Here is a 14,737-nt window from a genome sequence, read left to right on the forward strand (position 1 = left end):
AATCACGACTCTGCTAATTTTAGTTAGTATTCTGTTAATATGATCGATTGTTGGGTTTTCAACATACTTTCGGGAATATGAGAACCAAAACCAGCATCAAGGGCTAATTCAATCAATTCACCTTTTGAATTAGCATTAAATTTTTCTCTTAATCGAACCACATAATTCTCAACAGTTTTCACAGCGAGCTGTAATGTTTTGGATATGTATTGTGGTTTTTTACCATAAAGCAGTAGAAACAATACTTCTGATTCTCGAGTATTAAGAAAAATATTTATTTGTTGATTAAAAGTGTTTTTCTCGTGGTATTGGGTTGTGTTACTACGACAGATCCAATGTCCTATTTCAAGTAAAGACGTATGCTTTAACTCGACGCCTGAAAAAATAACACCAATAACGTTGTTGTTATTATCTCTCCATGCTGTTTTGGTAAACAAATGTGCTCGCCAATATCCATCGGCATAGGGATGAATATCAAGTATGCGTAATTGTTTTTCAGATTGGATCACTTGTAAGTCTTGCTGTTGAAATAGATGAGCGTATTTAGGGTTTAAATGGGGTATATCAAAATCGGTTAAGCCAATACAGTCGAGAGGATTATTAAAACCAATGATTCTCGAATATTCATCATTTACATAAACAAAAACTGAATTTATATCTTTACAACCCCAACAACCAGGTAATTGGTTTAATATTTCGAATGAGGGGTAATTACCATTATTGTTCATTTTTTATTAGCTTTATATTCTTTATTAATTATGATCTTTGTTAATTGTAATGAGTTTATTACAGTGGGTAAATATGTATATCCTGTAATGCTCGTTTTATAAGCAAAAATATATTGAATAAAAAAAAGCCGACCATAAAGATCGGCAAAAACAAGACGTTGACTCTTTAGAGTATAATCCTGTACTACGTGTAGAAGAGGTAATCAATAAGTGTTGTTATTTGATAATAAATATTACAACTCTTATCGATTTTATCCTTGCGGATAATTATTAACATTTACCACTGTGTGGTGAAATATTAATACTATAACTATATCTAAGCCGCCAGTAACAAAATAGGGGGGAAATCACCCATTGACATATTTGGTTTTTATTGTTAATTGGGCATGCCTGTATGCTTTATTGGTGCCAAAAAAGTTTTTTTCCAAACGTTAAACTATTGTCTGTCATTTTTATCATGGTTAGTTTTATCCTCCAAATTGGGGCTGAAATGAATTTAGCTTCTGGAAATGTAGTGTAATAAAGTGTATTTGCTCTCTCTGCAGCTTTATCCCTAAGTTTTTCGATATCGCCTTTAAATTGAATGCCTTTTATATCTATTATGTTTTGGGGTTGGGGAGCGATAGTGCCTACAATATTATTATTTAGCATCATGAGTTGGCTGTGATGACTACTGTCACTTGTCATAATAAATAAGGACATTTGTTTTTGGTCAAAAACATAATAACAACTAGCACACCATAAATCGGAATGAGTATTAGCACATAATGTTAATAAGTGATTGTTTTTTAAAAAAGCACTTATATGTTTAGTTTCATTCAAGAGATGCCTTCGATCATTAAGTAAATCCTCAGAGTAGCATAAAGCGATCAGGTACGATTTAATAGTCTTAGTACAAATGAAGGGAATCAACAATTTTTATCATTGATGATGTGATACCGATAAGGGCTGGAACGATGATCAAGAAAATCTGCAATCATTTATAAATTCCTGATGTTTTTTGTAACTATTTGTTTAATAATGTATTTATTTTTCAGTTGTTAGGTTGGAGGATGGTTGAGTTTTAGCTTAATAAGCAATTAGTTGTTATAGCTGTAATTGATTTCACATTAACCGTAACCAATTCTAACTTGATCATCGTTCCGTGGTGAGCATGTGCTCGATTTCTTAAAAATAAGACAATAAATAATTAATGAAACAATAAAATCATAAGTAATAAAATTATTATTTACGAAGCAATATTGATATAGGCTAGGTTATGTTAATTATTATACGTAATTTTTTATTTTTATTTTTATTTTTATCAATTAGTTATAAATCTTTTTCTTCTGAAGTTTTATTAACTAAAACCGTTACAAATATAACGCAAGCCACTGAGGCATCGACATCAATTGAAGCTGTGCCTGGTGATGTGATTGAATATAATCTGTATGTATTAAATGATACTAAGAATGTTATTTCAAATATTCAGATATCGGCTTCTGTACCTCAGTTTACAGTATCAGCGATGGTTATTGATTGTAATACAAGTTCTTTACCATCAGCATTAAGCTGTCAGGTTATGACGCCAGATGGTATTAATCGCTCAGGGTATCAAGGCTTGGTTACTTGGAAATTATTGGGCAATCTTAATGTGGGGGAAATAGCGAAAGTAAGCTACCAAGTTATCATTAAATAAAAGTAATTTTTGATGGGTAGTCAACGTGGGTATATAAAGGAAAGGAGCTGTTATATGAGACCAACATTAGTAAATAATCTATTTTCCAACTGAATATTCCTCGTTTTAATGTTTAGTATCACAACGGTTAGTATCATCTAATTGAGCAATTGTTTTTATTCTTCATAAAAATAATTGCTCAATTAGGGAGCTATGCATCAGCTGTTTTTATTAATAAATTGCATCAATATCTGAATGCTTTCAGGTGAGCCGGCTTGTTCTGCTAGCAAGAAATCATAAATAGTATTTTCATGATCGGCTACGAGTGTAAATAAAGCATGGTGTTGTTGCGCATTATCGGCTTGTTGTTGATAACGCTGTTGATAAGGAGCGACCCAAGTCACCATGGTATCAATTAATGTTGACCATGGTAGGTGAAGCCATTTATTTGCATCGCTTATGCCTTTTTGTGCCATATCCACATTATAATCAAGACATTCAATTCCTAAGGGTAGCAAGGCTGCTTTTAGTTTTTTTGTGGTTATTATTTCAATATCAAGTAAGGCTTGCAATTTGTTGTTATGGCTATGGTCACTATACTGTTCAACAAAGGTTGTAAAAAAACTGATGCCATAGAGCTCACCTAAATAAGCGTCGTACAAATGATTGAGTGTCATAGTGGGATCCAAGGTAATTTATATTTAGGTATAATATGCCGTTTTGTTTTAAATGTTGAGTATAAAGGAGAATAATAATGGCGTTGAGCATTTTTCCATCTTGGATAGGTGGCTATGAAATTAAACAACACATCACTAATCCTAATATAGACGTTGGCGATTACAGTTATTATTCAGGTTATTACCACCAACATCATTTTGAAGATCAATGTGTTCATTATTTATTGGGTGACAAAGTCAGTAACGAGGCTTGGCAGTCGGGGATTTTTGGAGAAGTTGATAAGCTTATTATTGGTCGATTTTGTTCAATTGCCAGTGGTGTAGTGATTATGATGGCAGGAAATCAAGGTCATCGACATGATTGGATATCATCATTTCCGTTTGATTTTACAGAGTTTGGTGACGGTGTGAAAAGTGGTTTTGAACGTGCAGGAAATACCGTTATTGGCAATGATGTTTGGCTTGGCGCTGAATGTGTGATTATGCCAGGGGTTAAGGTCGGCGATGGTGCTGTGATTGGTACTCGTGCAGTGGTTACTAAAGACGTTGAACCGTATGCGGTTGTTGTTGGAAATCCTGGTCGATGTGTGAAAAAGCGGTTTCCTCCACAACATGTTAAACAATTACTAGAAATGAAGTGGTGGGATTGGCCATTACCACAATTAAAAGCAGCAATGACGATTATGTGTAGTGCCGATATTGATAGCCTTTATGGTTATTATCAAACAATGGATAGCCCATCAGTCGATGAATAAGTCATCTTTTTTGTAAAATAAGTGAATTTATTCGTGAGCAGTAATGTTTTCTTACCATTTAGTATTCGCTGCAAGAATGCATAACTGATAATATTATTTATATTGTGTCTATTATTTTTATCAATTGATATTTAAGCACTAAATACGGTGCGTTTTTGAACGTTTGGGTTAAAAAGTCACAAATTATTACTCGTAATAACTTAATATTTGAAAATTTCACACATTATATTCAACTTAATTTGATTAAATGGTGCGGATTTATGCGAATTAAATCAATTTTTAGTCTTTAAATTGATCTAAACCAGTAAATTTTAAATTTTTAAGTGGTTTTTGAAACAAAAGTTGAGACATTAAAAAAAAATTGAGTAATATGACTGATACGTACTTATTGAGTTGAATGATTATTACGCATTGAACTGAGTAAATACGAAACTGGATTTTATTAATAAATTCGAAATTCGCCCTTAAAAATTCTGATGAGATAACCATGAGCAATTCTTTAGTTCTCGTAATCAATTCTGGTAGTTCTTCACTTAAATTTGCGTTGATTGATACTGTAACCGGTGAAGCTACGTTAAGTGGCCTTGGTGAGTGTTTTAATCTCCCTGAAGCAGTTGTTAGCTGGAAAGTTAATGGTGAAAAGCATGAGTTCAAACTCAATGGCCTAGAAGGTCATCATCAACAAGCCATTGATCGTATTGTTGCATTAGTTGATGAGCTTGGTATGAAAGACGATATCGTGACGATTGGTCACCGTGTTGTACATGGCGGGACTAAGTTTAGCACTACAGTTCACGTTGATGAGCAAGTCATGGCTGATATTGAAGCGTTGAGCGATTTAGCTCCGCTACATAATCCAGCACACGTATTGGGTATGCGTGCCGCCGCAAAAGCTTTCCCTTCTTTGTCACAGTTTGCTGTTTTTGATACGGCATTTCACCAAACAATGCCTGAAAAAGCATATACTTATGCGATTTCTAAAGAAGTTTGTCAGCAATATAATATTCGTCGTTACGGCGCACACGGCACTAGCCATTATTATGTTACTCGTGAAGCGGCAAAAAGAATTAATAAACCTGTTGAAGCATCAAGCTTTATCTCAGTTCACCTTGGTAATGGCGCATCTGTATGCGTGGTTAAAAATGGTGAAAGTATTGATACTTCAATGGGTTTTACCCCTCTTGCTGGTCTAATGATGGGAACACGTTGTGGTGATATCGATCCAAGTATTCTTGAATATTTATTGAAGAAAGGCTGGACACCCGAACGTTTACATAAAGAGCTTGTAAGTAACTCTGGTTTCTTAGGTGTTTCAGGCTTGACCAGTGATTGTCGAGGAATTATTGAAGCAATGGAAGCGGGTAATCATGACGCGAAGCTAGCGTTTGAAGTGTTTACTTACCGTGCTGCAAAATATATTGCTTCATACATGGTCGCTTTAGATGAATTAGACGGTATCATTTTCACCGGTGGTATTGGTGAGAACTCATTACCTGTACGTCGTGAAATTATGCGTCTATTGAAAATTTTTGGTTACCGTGAAGATATTGCGGCTAATGAAGCGGCTCGTTTTGGCGCTGAAGGCGTTATTAGCCAACCAAATACGCCATTAGCGATAGTGATCCCAACCAACGAAGAATTTGTTATTGCTCAGCAATCATTGGCACTACTGAACGCTGAGGCGTAAGATCGTGTCATTATTTTAGCTTAGAGAATGTTGAAGATAACGCTCTGAGATGAAAGACAGAATACAGTGAATAACGAAACGGCTTTGGGCAGATGTCTAAAGCCGTTTTTCGTTTTATAGCGTCTGATTAATAGTTTTTCTAGTAATAGCCATGGGTATCAATTGTTGATCTAATAAAGCATCACGCTGAATGGTTTTAAATTATTAGCCTGGGTGACGCGATATGATGCTAATGAATCTGGTTAATAATATGTCGGTAATAGAAGAGGATAGGAACGATCAATATCACAAACGTGGTTAGATTACATCATATACAGTAGTAGAATATTTTGTATGGTGGATATTTACTGATGAAACAATCCTCTTCAATGTTAATGAATCATTTGGATCCTGCGCCGTTATCGATGAGTGCTTGTACAACGATCCTTGTTGGTCATCAAGTGACTGTTGATGGATCCTTTATCATTGCTCGTAATGAAGATCATGAAGCGATCAATGCGAAACTGTTTAACTTCCATCTTGCAGAAACACCTCAATTACATGATTTCCATTCTATTGGCGCGATGGGAAATAAATTTACCTATCCTGCTGCAAAACAGGCACTGCAATATACTTCAAATTCTGATTTTGATACTAATGGCACCAGTTTTGGTGCTGCTGGATTTAATTCTGCGGGAGTGGGTATAACAGCGACTGAAACGATATTTAATAATGCTCAAGTATTAGCAATTGATCCCTATGTAACGGCTACCGGTATCGGTGAAGATGCGATTGTTAATGTTATTTTACCACGAGTACATAGCGCGCAAGAAGGGGTAGCTTTACTTGGGCATATTATTGAAACCCAAGGTACAGCTGAAGGTTTCGGAGTCGCATTTGTTGATAACGACGGTATTTGGTATTTAGAAACAGGAAGTGGCCATCATTGGATGGCGGCTAAAATACCAGCGGATAAATATTTTGTATCTGCTAATCAAGGACGATTAGTTGATTATGTTGCAAATCACCCTGATTTTATGGGATCCGTGGGATTAGTTGAATTTGCTCATAAACATCACTTACCTTCAGCTGAAAATAGTGAGGTATTTAATTTCCATCGAGCTTACTCACAAGATGTTGAACATGATAAAACCTATAATTATCCGCGGGTATGGACCTTGCAACATCTGTACACCGATGGTCTTACAACACCGATCGATCAAGGTGAATCATTTCCGGTCTATTTAACACCGAAAAATAAGCTCAGTGTGTATGATGTGATGCAAGGTTTACGGAATCATTATCAAGCCACAGATCATGATCCTTATGCACATTGTAATCCCGCAGATCCTTATCGTCCGATCGCTGTTTTCCGTACTGAGCATTCGCATGTATTACAGCTACGTCCATATTTGCCAACTGCGATCGGTAAAATTCAATATATTGCTTATGGTATGACAGCGCTTAGCGTTTATTTACCGTTTTATCAAGGAATGACAGCAGTCCCTGAAGCGTTAACGATTGGTGATAATAATGCTGATAATCATTCTGCTTATTGGAAATTTCGCAAGTTACAAACACTAGCGATGATGGATTGGAATCAATTTTCGCCAATAGTACAGCAGGCTTATGATGATTTTGAACAGCAAACAGCGCATAAACAAAAGCAGATGGAAGCTGAATATATGCAGTTGTATATTGCTCAACCAGCGCAAGCAGTGGCGCTTATTAATGCCTTTGAGCATGATATCTTAACGTTAGCATTAGCATTGACTGAAGATTTAACGAATGAACTGTTTACTCGGTTAACGATAAATGTCGATAAGTTATATCACTTTTCAGGTGCATAAATATAATTGAAGCATAAATTTAAAGGCACTTATTAGTGCCTTTTTTTGTTGGAACACTATGATGATGGATGTTTTCGCAAGCTTATAAGTATGATAAAAAATAACATCGTGAAATGTTATAAAAGGCGAGAATGATAGTGTTTCGTTGTAGCCAATACGATGGATTCAAAAAAAGACTATTATTGTCGTCTTTTTTTGAATCCTGTGAGTGATTAGCGTCCGTGTTTTTTTAAATATTCGCAATCGCTATTTGTTGATCACGCCACCGAAAAATAATCTCTTGTGAGTTAGTCTGACAACCAGTGCAGGTTTGATCACAAGCCTTTGTTGCTTCGCAGCGTTCTATGTTTCCTCTTTTTATAAGATCATCGAGCAATACGAGTAGCCATTGTGGTTCACTGTTAAATTTTTTGCACAGCAGGGCCAAAGAAATAGTTCTGGCTGCCCGTACTGCATTTCTAACCGCAATTAAGGAGGTCATTAGTGACACCCTCCACTTTTGTGTTGCGCTGGGGTGGTTGGCATCGACAGTTGCCAATCAACTTTTTGACTCAAATAACGGATACCAATAATAAAACTTAACATTAATGAACTCGCAAATATTAACCAACCGATTGTTGCTATTGGGTGGTGGGCAAACGTTGCTGTTTGATAAAAAGCAATCGCGAGTGCATACGCCACCGCGATCCCCCAGAAAGTAGAGAACCACGCCCAGTTACGGCCTATTTCTTTCGCGATAACCCCGATTGTTGATACACAGGGCACATATAATAAAACAAAAATCAAATAAGCATAGGCACCAGCCATTGAACCAAATTGATTATGCATTTGCCCCATCGCTGTTGTATCCATGTTGCCATCAGCTTCACTGGCTTTAATCGGGTTTTTTAAGGTTGTAAATGAGAAACTATTTTCAACACCGGTAACGGTATCTTGCCATGCTGTTTTTAGCTCTGTTAGTAAATGGAACGGTTGTGAACCATCTGCTATTTTTTGATTGGCTAATTCAGCACTGTAAAGAGTATTGAGTGTACCGACGACGACTTCTTTGGCTAAGAATCCAGTCAGTAACCCCACGCTTGCAGGCCAATTTTGTTGGCTTACACCAAGCGGTGATAATACCGGAGTTACCCAGCGACCAATGTCAGATAATGCAGAATTTTGTTGTTGACCCGGTTCAATAACACGCCCAGAAAACGTCACGCTATTAAGAGCCATAACAATCATACAAATAGGGATGATCAGTCGACACGCCTTAACTAAAAAGCCTCGTAGGCGACTCCAACTATGGATCAACGTTGTTTTAATGCTTGGTACGTGATAAGTCGGCAACTCCATAATAAAAGGAGAGGCTTCACCTGTTAATAATGTTTTCTTTAATATAAAACCGGTGAGCACTGCGACAAAAATACCGAGTAGGTAGAGTGAGAAGACAATTAAACTGCCCATTCCTTGAAAAAATGCGGCAGAGAATACCCCAAAAATAGCGAGTCGAGCACCACAAGACATAAACGGTGCCATCATTGAGGTTAAAATACGATCTCTAGGGGTTTCGAGTGTACGTGAAGCCATAATTGAGGGGATATTACAGCCGAATCCGACAATGAGAGGCACAAAGGATTTACCCGGTAGACCAATAGATTGCATTAAACGGTCGATAACAAAGGCTGCACGTGCCATGTAGCCACTATCTTCTAATACCGAAAGATATAAGAACATTAATCCTATTTGAGGAATAAAGGGCATTACTGTATTAATACCGCCGCCAAGCCCTTGTGATAAAATGGCGCTTAACCATAAAGGTAACCCAAGATACTGGCATAGCCATGCCGTACCATGAATAAAGATAGCGGCTGAGCCTTCATCAAAAATAGGTTGTAGCCCGCCACCAATGTTAATCGCAAACCAAAACATTAAATACATGACGAATAAGAAAATCGGCAATCCGAGATAGCGATTAAGGACTACCGCATCGATCCATTGGGTTAATTTATGTTGTGTCGCCTGCTCATGAGATGTTGATTGAGTGATGATCTCAGCAACCGTTTGATAGCGAGCATCTGCAATTAATAAATCAGCATGTTCATTGTATGTTTGATAAAGTAAATGTTGATAATGGGTGACTCGATCTGGAATATTCGTATTTAACACATGATGTTGGGCCGCAATATCTGATTCGAGTAATCTCAAGGCTAGCCATTGTTTATTGTTATTTTCTATTAATATGTCAGGAATATCCGCACTTAATTGGGTGATGATATTGCCTAATTGGATTGGGAAATGGGTTTTAAAGGGAGGAATATGTGGCGTAATGAGTTGTTTTTCAATCGCAGCTTTTAATGGTTCTACGCCTTTATTTTTGTTAGCAATTAAACACACAACAGGGCAACCCAATTGGGCTGATAATTTTTCAGCATCAATGACAATGTTTTTTTGACGTGCAATGTCGAGCATATTCAGAACAACTAGACAAGGTACATGCATTTCAAGTAATTGCAGAGTTAGGTAAAGATTACGCTCAAGGTTGGCCGCATCCACAATATTAACCACAAGATTTGCTTCACCACTCAGTATATAGTCGCAACCAATTTGTTCATCGATTGAGCCTTGCTCGTCAAATGAACTCATTGAATAAATACCGGGTAAATCAACAACGGTTACTGTTTGGTTATTATACTGATAAGTGCCTTCTTTTTTATCAACCGTTACACCTGCCCAATTCCCTGTTCGTTGTCTGGCACCGGTTAAGGTATTAAATAATGTGGTTTTACCACAGTTTGGGTTACCCAATAAGGCAATACTATTTGCCATTATTATTTCTCCGAACATAGTTTGATAATAGGAAAAGTAGCTAATAAAATCGAGGTTAAAAGTATATTAACGTTATTAGTTTGATTGTTTAATATAAATGTAAATAGATATCAATTACATTTATATCGGGGTTGATAGCAACCGTCAAATATTATTTAAAAAATAGGCATTATTTATTATGGATACTGATTTATTTAGGAGTAATTATTACCCACTAAGAACAAGTTATTTTATCTATTAATGGTGATCTTAACGTAGTGGGCTTTTATTGTTATTTTGAAGGTGAAGATAGTTAATAAAAATTACTTATATTGAATCGTTGGTTTATTATTGTTAAATGATACTGGCTGTAGGCATCCCATTAATTAATGGCTATGTTAATTTTAGTTAATGATATCAATAATCACTTGTTACAAGTAGTCGGTCATAGAGTGTTCAAAAATTGCGATCTAATATGAATAGTGCCTAATTTGACCCAAATGTTATTTTTTGTGACTATCTTTGTGATGTGATTAATATTTGTTAACAATTATGTGTTTTTGAAAATGATTGTTTTGGTTTATTATTACTGTGTTTATAATCAGTGTGTGAAATGTTTTATGTGGTTTGAAAGCAAAAAAAATACAGCTGCAGTGGATAAAGATAAATTGATTTCTGAAATTCATGAGCTTGTTTTAAAACAATATAGTCAACATGATATAAAACTAATAAAAAACATCACCTCTAAAGGTAGTATTGAGTTACATTTTGCTGTGGCGGGTGAAGATGTATTACAGATGAGCATTGAATCATCCAATGCTTAATTGTTTTATCATAAAATCAGCCATAAGTTATTTATGGCTGACGATGATTTTTTATTTTAAATGATTGATTTTTTTGTTATTAAATGAAAATACATAATTAGCTGCAGCATAAATTATTATTGTATAACCTAATAGTTCAGTGGTTTCTTCTGCAATATTTTTCACAATACGCTGAAAATCAGAACCCATTACTTGATGCCAAAAAACGTCCATGCCAAATAATCGTGAGAATACAAAAATAATGGCTAACCCGATGCATAATATTGGGAAGTTTTTGTCTTTTACAAATAAATATAATGTGTTAAGTGTATTTTCTCGTTTTTGTATGGAGTAATAAAGTGCCGTGATTGCAGTAATTATCGCGGGATAAACCCAAAATCCATGAAAGACTGCATTATCAAAAAATGAATCGAGTTCTCTAATTAACATACAGAAAAAGAAAGCTGAAATTAATATAAACCCATGATGATGTTTTTTATCTGTGAATCCGATAAATAAAAAAGATCCGGCAGTAATAGCCAAAAACATTTCTTCAGTCCACTCTGTTAGTGATTGTTCGGGTATATTATTATGTAATGTTAATACATCGTAACGAACAGCAATAATAGGTAGTATCATAAGAATTAGAATAAAAATGAAATTAATGAATTTCATGACTATATAGTTAAAGTGTTTAGACATAATATCACTGTTGTTTTGTTTTATAATTATCCTTTGAATATGATTTAATTAAATCAATCAGTTACGGTCCCTGTGAGTAGGGGCGTATAATAAGTTAATTAATTATCCATTTCAAATAGAATTAAATCATAAATAAGTAAAAGACTTTTACTAAAAACCATTAAATTATTTTATATGCAACAGATTTGTTGGTTTGTTGGGGGGTAAAGTTAATATTATTATTTTATAAATAGATAAATAGATAAATAGATAAATAATGACGGGTAATCACTGTATCATTTATCTATTTAAGAGTAATTTATAACTATTGACCTAGTTGAGATAAAAGATGGTCAATAACTACTTTTGTTTTTAAATCTTGTGTTTTATCTTTGGTATAAACCAATGCCATTGAGTGTGCAGTATTAAACGGTGAGACGGTATATTGATTTAATATCCGTATTAGTTTTTTTTCATTAATTGCTGTGATTACCATATGATGTGGCAATAGAACGACACCACCATTTTGCAGTGCTGCTTCTAATAAAGCCAAAGAGCTGTTACTTGATAACCATGCTGAATTGAGTTCTATTTTTTGTTTAGTTTTTATGTCTGGCTGAGTCTGTTCAAAGTACCATTGGGTGCTAATATTTCTAAAGTTTTGAGCTAACAGTTGATGCTGTTTAAGATCGACTGGCTGGTGTATTGGTGCTGCTGTTGCTAAATAATCAGCACTTGCACAGGCCCAATATTCTATATGTTGTAGCGGCCGAGCAATAAAAGCACTGTCGGAATAATCTTCAATACGAATATAAATATCATAGTCAGCGCCGTAAGGATCTAATGCTTCTTCGCCATAATTGAGGTAAATAGTGAGTTGAGGCCATTGCTGTTGTAATACGGGTAATAGCGGAGCGATATAATGAGTGCCATACCATAGTGGGGCACTTATTTTGACATGTCCTTGAACCCGTTGTTGATGTAAAGCGACCTCTTCAGCCAATTGATCAAGTTGCGCACAAATAACCATTCCTTGACGATAAACGTGTTGGCCAGTTTCGGTTAATGATAACCGTCGAGTATGCCGAATAAGGAGCTGACTATTAAACTCTTTTTCTAATTGTTGGACGTGCCTTGAAATAGATGAAACAGCAACATTAAGTTGTTCTGCTGCTGCTGAAAAGCTGCCTTGTTTTACCGTAGTAATAAAATAGCGTAAAGATTCGATAGATTTCATAATATTGGCTCACGATATTGTTGTTCATTTTTTTGTAGTGCAATGTGTATCCATTAAAACACATATTATTGTTTCGAAAAGTGCAAAACAGTTTTTGAATCTTGGTACTTACCCTTTTATATAAAAGGATTAGGATGTTTGAACTGACTACTGATTGTTAAGTAGATAATTTTTACTATCAAGGCTATAAAAATGAAATCGTCACTTACTGTTGTTGAATATCTTATTGAAGCATTAAAAGCGATTAATTTGCATCACGTTTTTGGTGTTCCAGGTGATTTTGCCTTTCCAATCAATGATGCTATTTGTAACGATAGCAACATTGAATGGATTGGTTGTTCTAATGAATTAAATGCGGCATATGCTGCTGATGGTTATGCTCGTGTTCATGGTATAGCGGCATTAAATACTACCTATGGTCCCGGAGAGTTAAGTGCGTTATGTGGTGTTGCAGGCTCTTTTGCTGCGCACTTACCTGTGATTTTTATTGTCGGTATGCCAAGTTCAAGTTTGATGACAACGGGTAAATTAATTCACCATACCTTAGGTGATGGTCAATTTGATATTTTTGCTAAAATGGCTGCTGAAGTCACCGTTGGCAATGTCGTATTAAGTCGTGATAATGCTGATGTTGAAATTCAACGGATGATTCAAATGGCATTAACCACGAAGCGTCCGGTTTATATTGGTGTCCCTGAAGATATTGCCAATATTATATTAACTCATCCACAGTCTTTTGATTTTTGCTATGCAGCGCCTAATGCGTCTAAAGATGTTGACGCACTAGCACAAAAGATAGCGACACAGATCAATAAAGCCCGTCATCCGGTGGTAATGGTTGGTGAGCATTTACGGGTGTATAACGCCTTAGATCAAGCTCAAACCCTGATTGAAACAGCAAACCTTCCTTTTGCGACAATGTTTGCCGATAAAGCGATTATCGATGAAACTCATCCTAATTTTATTGGTTTATATGATGGTAAAGTGATTAATCGTGCAGTACGCGAGATGGTTGAAAATAGCGATTGTGTGATAAATCTCGGGGCATTATTCACTGATTTTAATACTGGCGCATTTAGTGCGCGGTGGCCACAAAATACGATTAATGTCTATGGCGATCGGGTTGAATATGAGCAGTATTATTATGATGCAGTTGCGTTAGCACCATTATTAACGGCAATTACCGCATTAATCAAACCGCGCCCTAATATTAATTATCCTTGTTATATGGGCTATCGCCCAGTTCAAGCTGCTGCTGATGCTGCGATTGATACCGCTTATTTATACCCTCGCTTAGAGCAGTTTTTTAAAGAGGGCGATCAGATTATTGCTGAAACAGGGACGGTATCAATGGGGCTTGGAATGGCACATTTACCCAAGCAAGCCCGTTTTTACAATCAAACACTATGGGGCAGTATTGGTTGGGCGACACCTGCCGCTTTAGGTGCTGCATTAGCGAATCCTCAGCAGCGTACCGTGTTATTAACTGGCGAAGGCTCTCATCAATTAACTGTGCAGGAAATTGGACAATTTCATCGTTATCATCAAACACCGATTATTTTTGTTATTAATAATAATGGCTATTTGATTGAACGCATTTTGTGTAAAGATCCGATGATCGCTTATAACGATTTATGTCAGTGGAATTATACGTTATTACCTGAGGCGTTTGGTATTAGTGACTGGTTAGTAGCTAAAGTAGAAACTAACGCTGAGCTTGATGAAGCATTAGCAATGGCACAAACAGCAACCACTGGGGTATATATTGAAATAGTAACGGCGGTGATGGCAACGCCAGCTTTAGCGGCAAATTTAGCGGCTCAGCTCAATTCGGCACGTGGTATTCCCGTGCACGTGATGGCTGTTGAAGACTAAATAAGCTATTGAACTGAT

Annotated in this window: 13 protein-coding genes; 6 read left to right on the plus strand and 7 right to left on the minus strand. The window is 36.0% G+C overall.

Annotation, left to right across the window (positions count from 1 at the left end):
- Positions 1 to 23: 23 nt before the first annotated feature.
- Together BTO21_RS16665 and BTO21_RS16670 are read right to left on the minus strand one after the other, a co-directional pair.
- On the minus strand, positions 24 to 728 hold the full coding sequence (locus BTO21_RS16665) for a helix-turn-helix transcriptional regulator (protein ID WP_045028467.1): 705 nt from the start codon (positions 726 to 728) through the stop codon (positions 24 to 26).
- 399 nt (positions 729 to 1,127) lie between these two features.
- On the minus strand, positions 1,128 to 1,550 hold the full coding sequence (locus tag BTO21_RS16670; protein WP_045028468.1) for a YhbP family protein: 423 nt from the start codon (positions 1,548 to 1,550) through the stop codon (positions 1,128 to 1,130).
- A 436-nt stretch (positions 1,551 to 1,986) separates the two neighbouring features.
- Here BTO21_RS16670 and BTO21_RS16675 point away from each other — a divergent pair, with 436 nt between their 5' ends.
- Complete coding sequence (locus BTO21_RS16675) at positions 1,987 to 2,406, plus strand: hypothetical protein (RefSeq protein ID WP_045028470.1); 420 nt, start codon at positions 1,987 to 1,989, stop codon at positions 2,404 to 2,406.
- 197 nt (positions 2,407 to 2,603) lie between these two features.
- On the opposite strand, the gene BTO21_RS16680 is transcribed toward BTO21_RS16675, so the two are convergent.
- A complete protein-coding gene (locus BTO21_RS16680; protein WP_065209139.1) occupies positions 2,604 to 3,062 on the minus strand; it encodes a hypothetical protein in 459 nt (152 codons plus the stop codon).
- A gap of 77 nt (positions 3,063 to 3,139) precedes the next feature.
- Between BTO21_RS16680 and BTO21_RS16685 the strand changes: the two genes are divergently transcribed.
- The 3 genes from BTO21_RS16685 to BTO21_RS16700 all read left to right on the plus strand — a co-directional run bounded on the left by BTO21_RS16685 (position 3,140) and on the right by BTO21_RS16700 (position 7,333).
- Entirely contained in the window at positions 3,140 to 3,817 is a 678-nt protein-coding gene (locus tag BTO21_RS16685; RefSeq protein WP_065192958.1) for a CatB-related O-acetyltransferase, read from the plus strand.
- A 487-nt stretch (positions 3,818 to 4,304) separates the two neighbouring features.
- The gene (locus tag BTO21_RS16695; RefSeq protein ID WP_045028473.1) at positions 4,305 to 5,504 is read left to right on the plus strand and encodes an acetate/propionate family kinase; all 1,200 of its coding nucleotides are present in this window, start codon (positions 4,305 to 4,307) and stop codon (positions 5,502 to 5,504) included.
- A gap of 350 nt (positions 5,505 to 5,854) precedes the next feature.
- Entirely contained in the window at positions 5,855 to 7,333 is a 1,479-nt protein-coding gene (locus BTO21_RS16700) for a C69 family dipeptidase (RefSeq protein ID WP_082056822.1), read from the plus strand.
- A 229-nt stretch (positions 7,334 to 7,562) separates the two neighbouring features.
- On the opposite strand, the gene BTO21_RS16705 is transcribed toward BTO21_RS16700, so the two are convergent.
- Complete coding sequence (locus tag BTO21_RS16705; protein WP_045028476.1) at positions 7,563 to 7,814, minus strand: FeoC-like transcriptional regulator; 252 nt, start codon at positions 7,812 to 7,814, stop codon at positions 7,563 to 7,565.
- Positions 7,814 to 10,144, minus strand: a complete 2,331-nt coding sequence (feoB, locus tag BTO21_RS16710; protein ID WP_045028478.1) for a Fe(2+) transporter permease subunit FeoB — start codon at positions 10,142 to 10,144, stop codon at positions 7,814 to 7,816. Before feoB ends, BTO21_RS16705 begins: the two co-directional genes overlap by 1 nt.
- 599 nt (positions 10,145 to 10,743) lie before the next feature.
- Between feoB and BTO21_RS16715 the strand changes: the two genes are divergently transcribed.
- Positions 10,744 to 10,947, plus strand: a complete 204-nt coding sequence (locus BTO21_RS16715; RefSeq protein WP_107189588.1) for a hypothetical protein — start codon at positions 10,744 to 10,746, stop codon at positions 10,945 to 10,947.
- 51 nt (positions 10,948 to 10,998) lie between these two features.
- Here BTO21_RS16715 and BTO21_RS16720 read toward each other — a convergent pair whose 3' ends face one another.
- The gene (locus BTO21_RS16720; RefSeq protein WP_105026922.1) at positions 10,999 to 11,628 is read right to left on the minus strand and encodes a hypothetical protein; all 630 of its coding nucleotides are present in this window, start codon (positions 11,626 to 11,628) and stop codon (positions 10,999 to 11,001) included.
- A 304-nt stretch (positions 11,629 to 11,932) separates the two neighbouring features.
- Complete coding sequence (locus BTO21_RS16725; RefSeq protein ID WP_045028481.1) at positions 11,933 to 12,844, minus strand: LysR family transcriptional regulator; 912 nt, start codon at positions 12,842 to 12,844, stop codon at positions 11,933 to 11,935.
- A 192-nt stretch (positions 12,845 to 13,036) separates the two neighbouring features.
- Between BTO21_RS16725 and BTO21_RS16730 the strand changes: the two genes are divergently transcribed.
- Positions 13,037 to 14,719: an alpha-keto acid decarboxylase family protein gene (locus tag BTO21_RS16730; protein ID WP_105026923.1), complete on the plus strand. Its 1,683-nt coding sequence runs from the start codon at positions 13,037 to 13,039 to the stop codon at positions 14,717 to 14,719.
- The last annotated feature ends 18 nt before the right edge of the window (positions 14,720 to 14,737 follow it).

It is taken from the genome of Photobacterium phosphoreum (assembly GCF_002954725.1).
Lineage (GTDB): Bacteria > Pseudomonadota > Gammaproteobacteria > Enterobacterales > Vibrionaceae > Photobacterium > Photobacterium phosphoreum.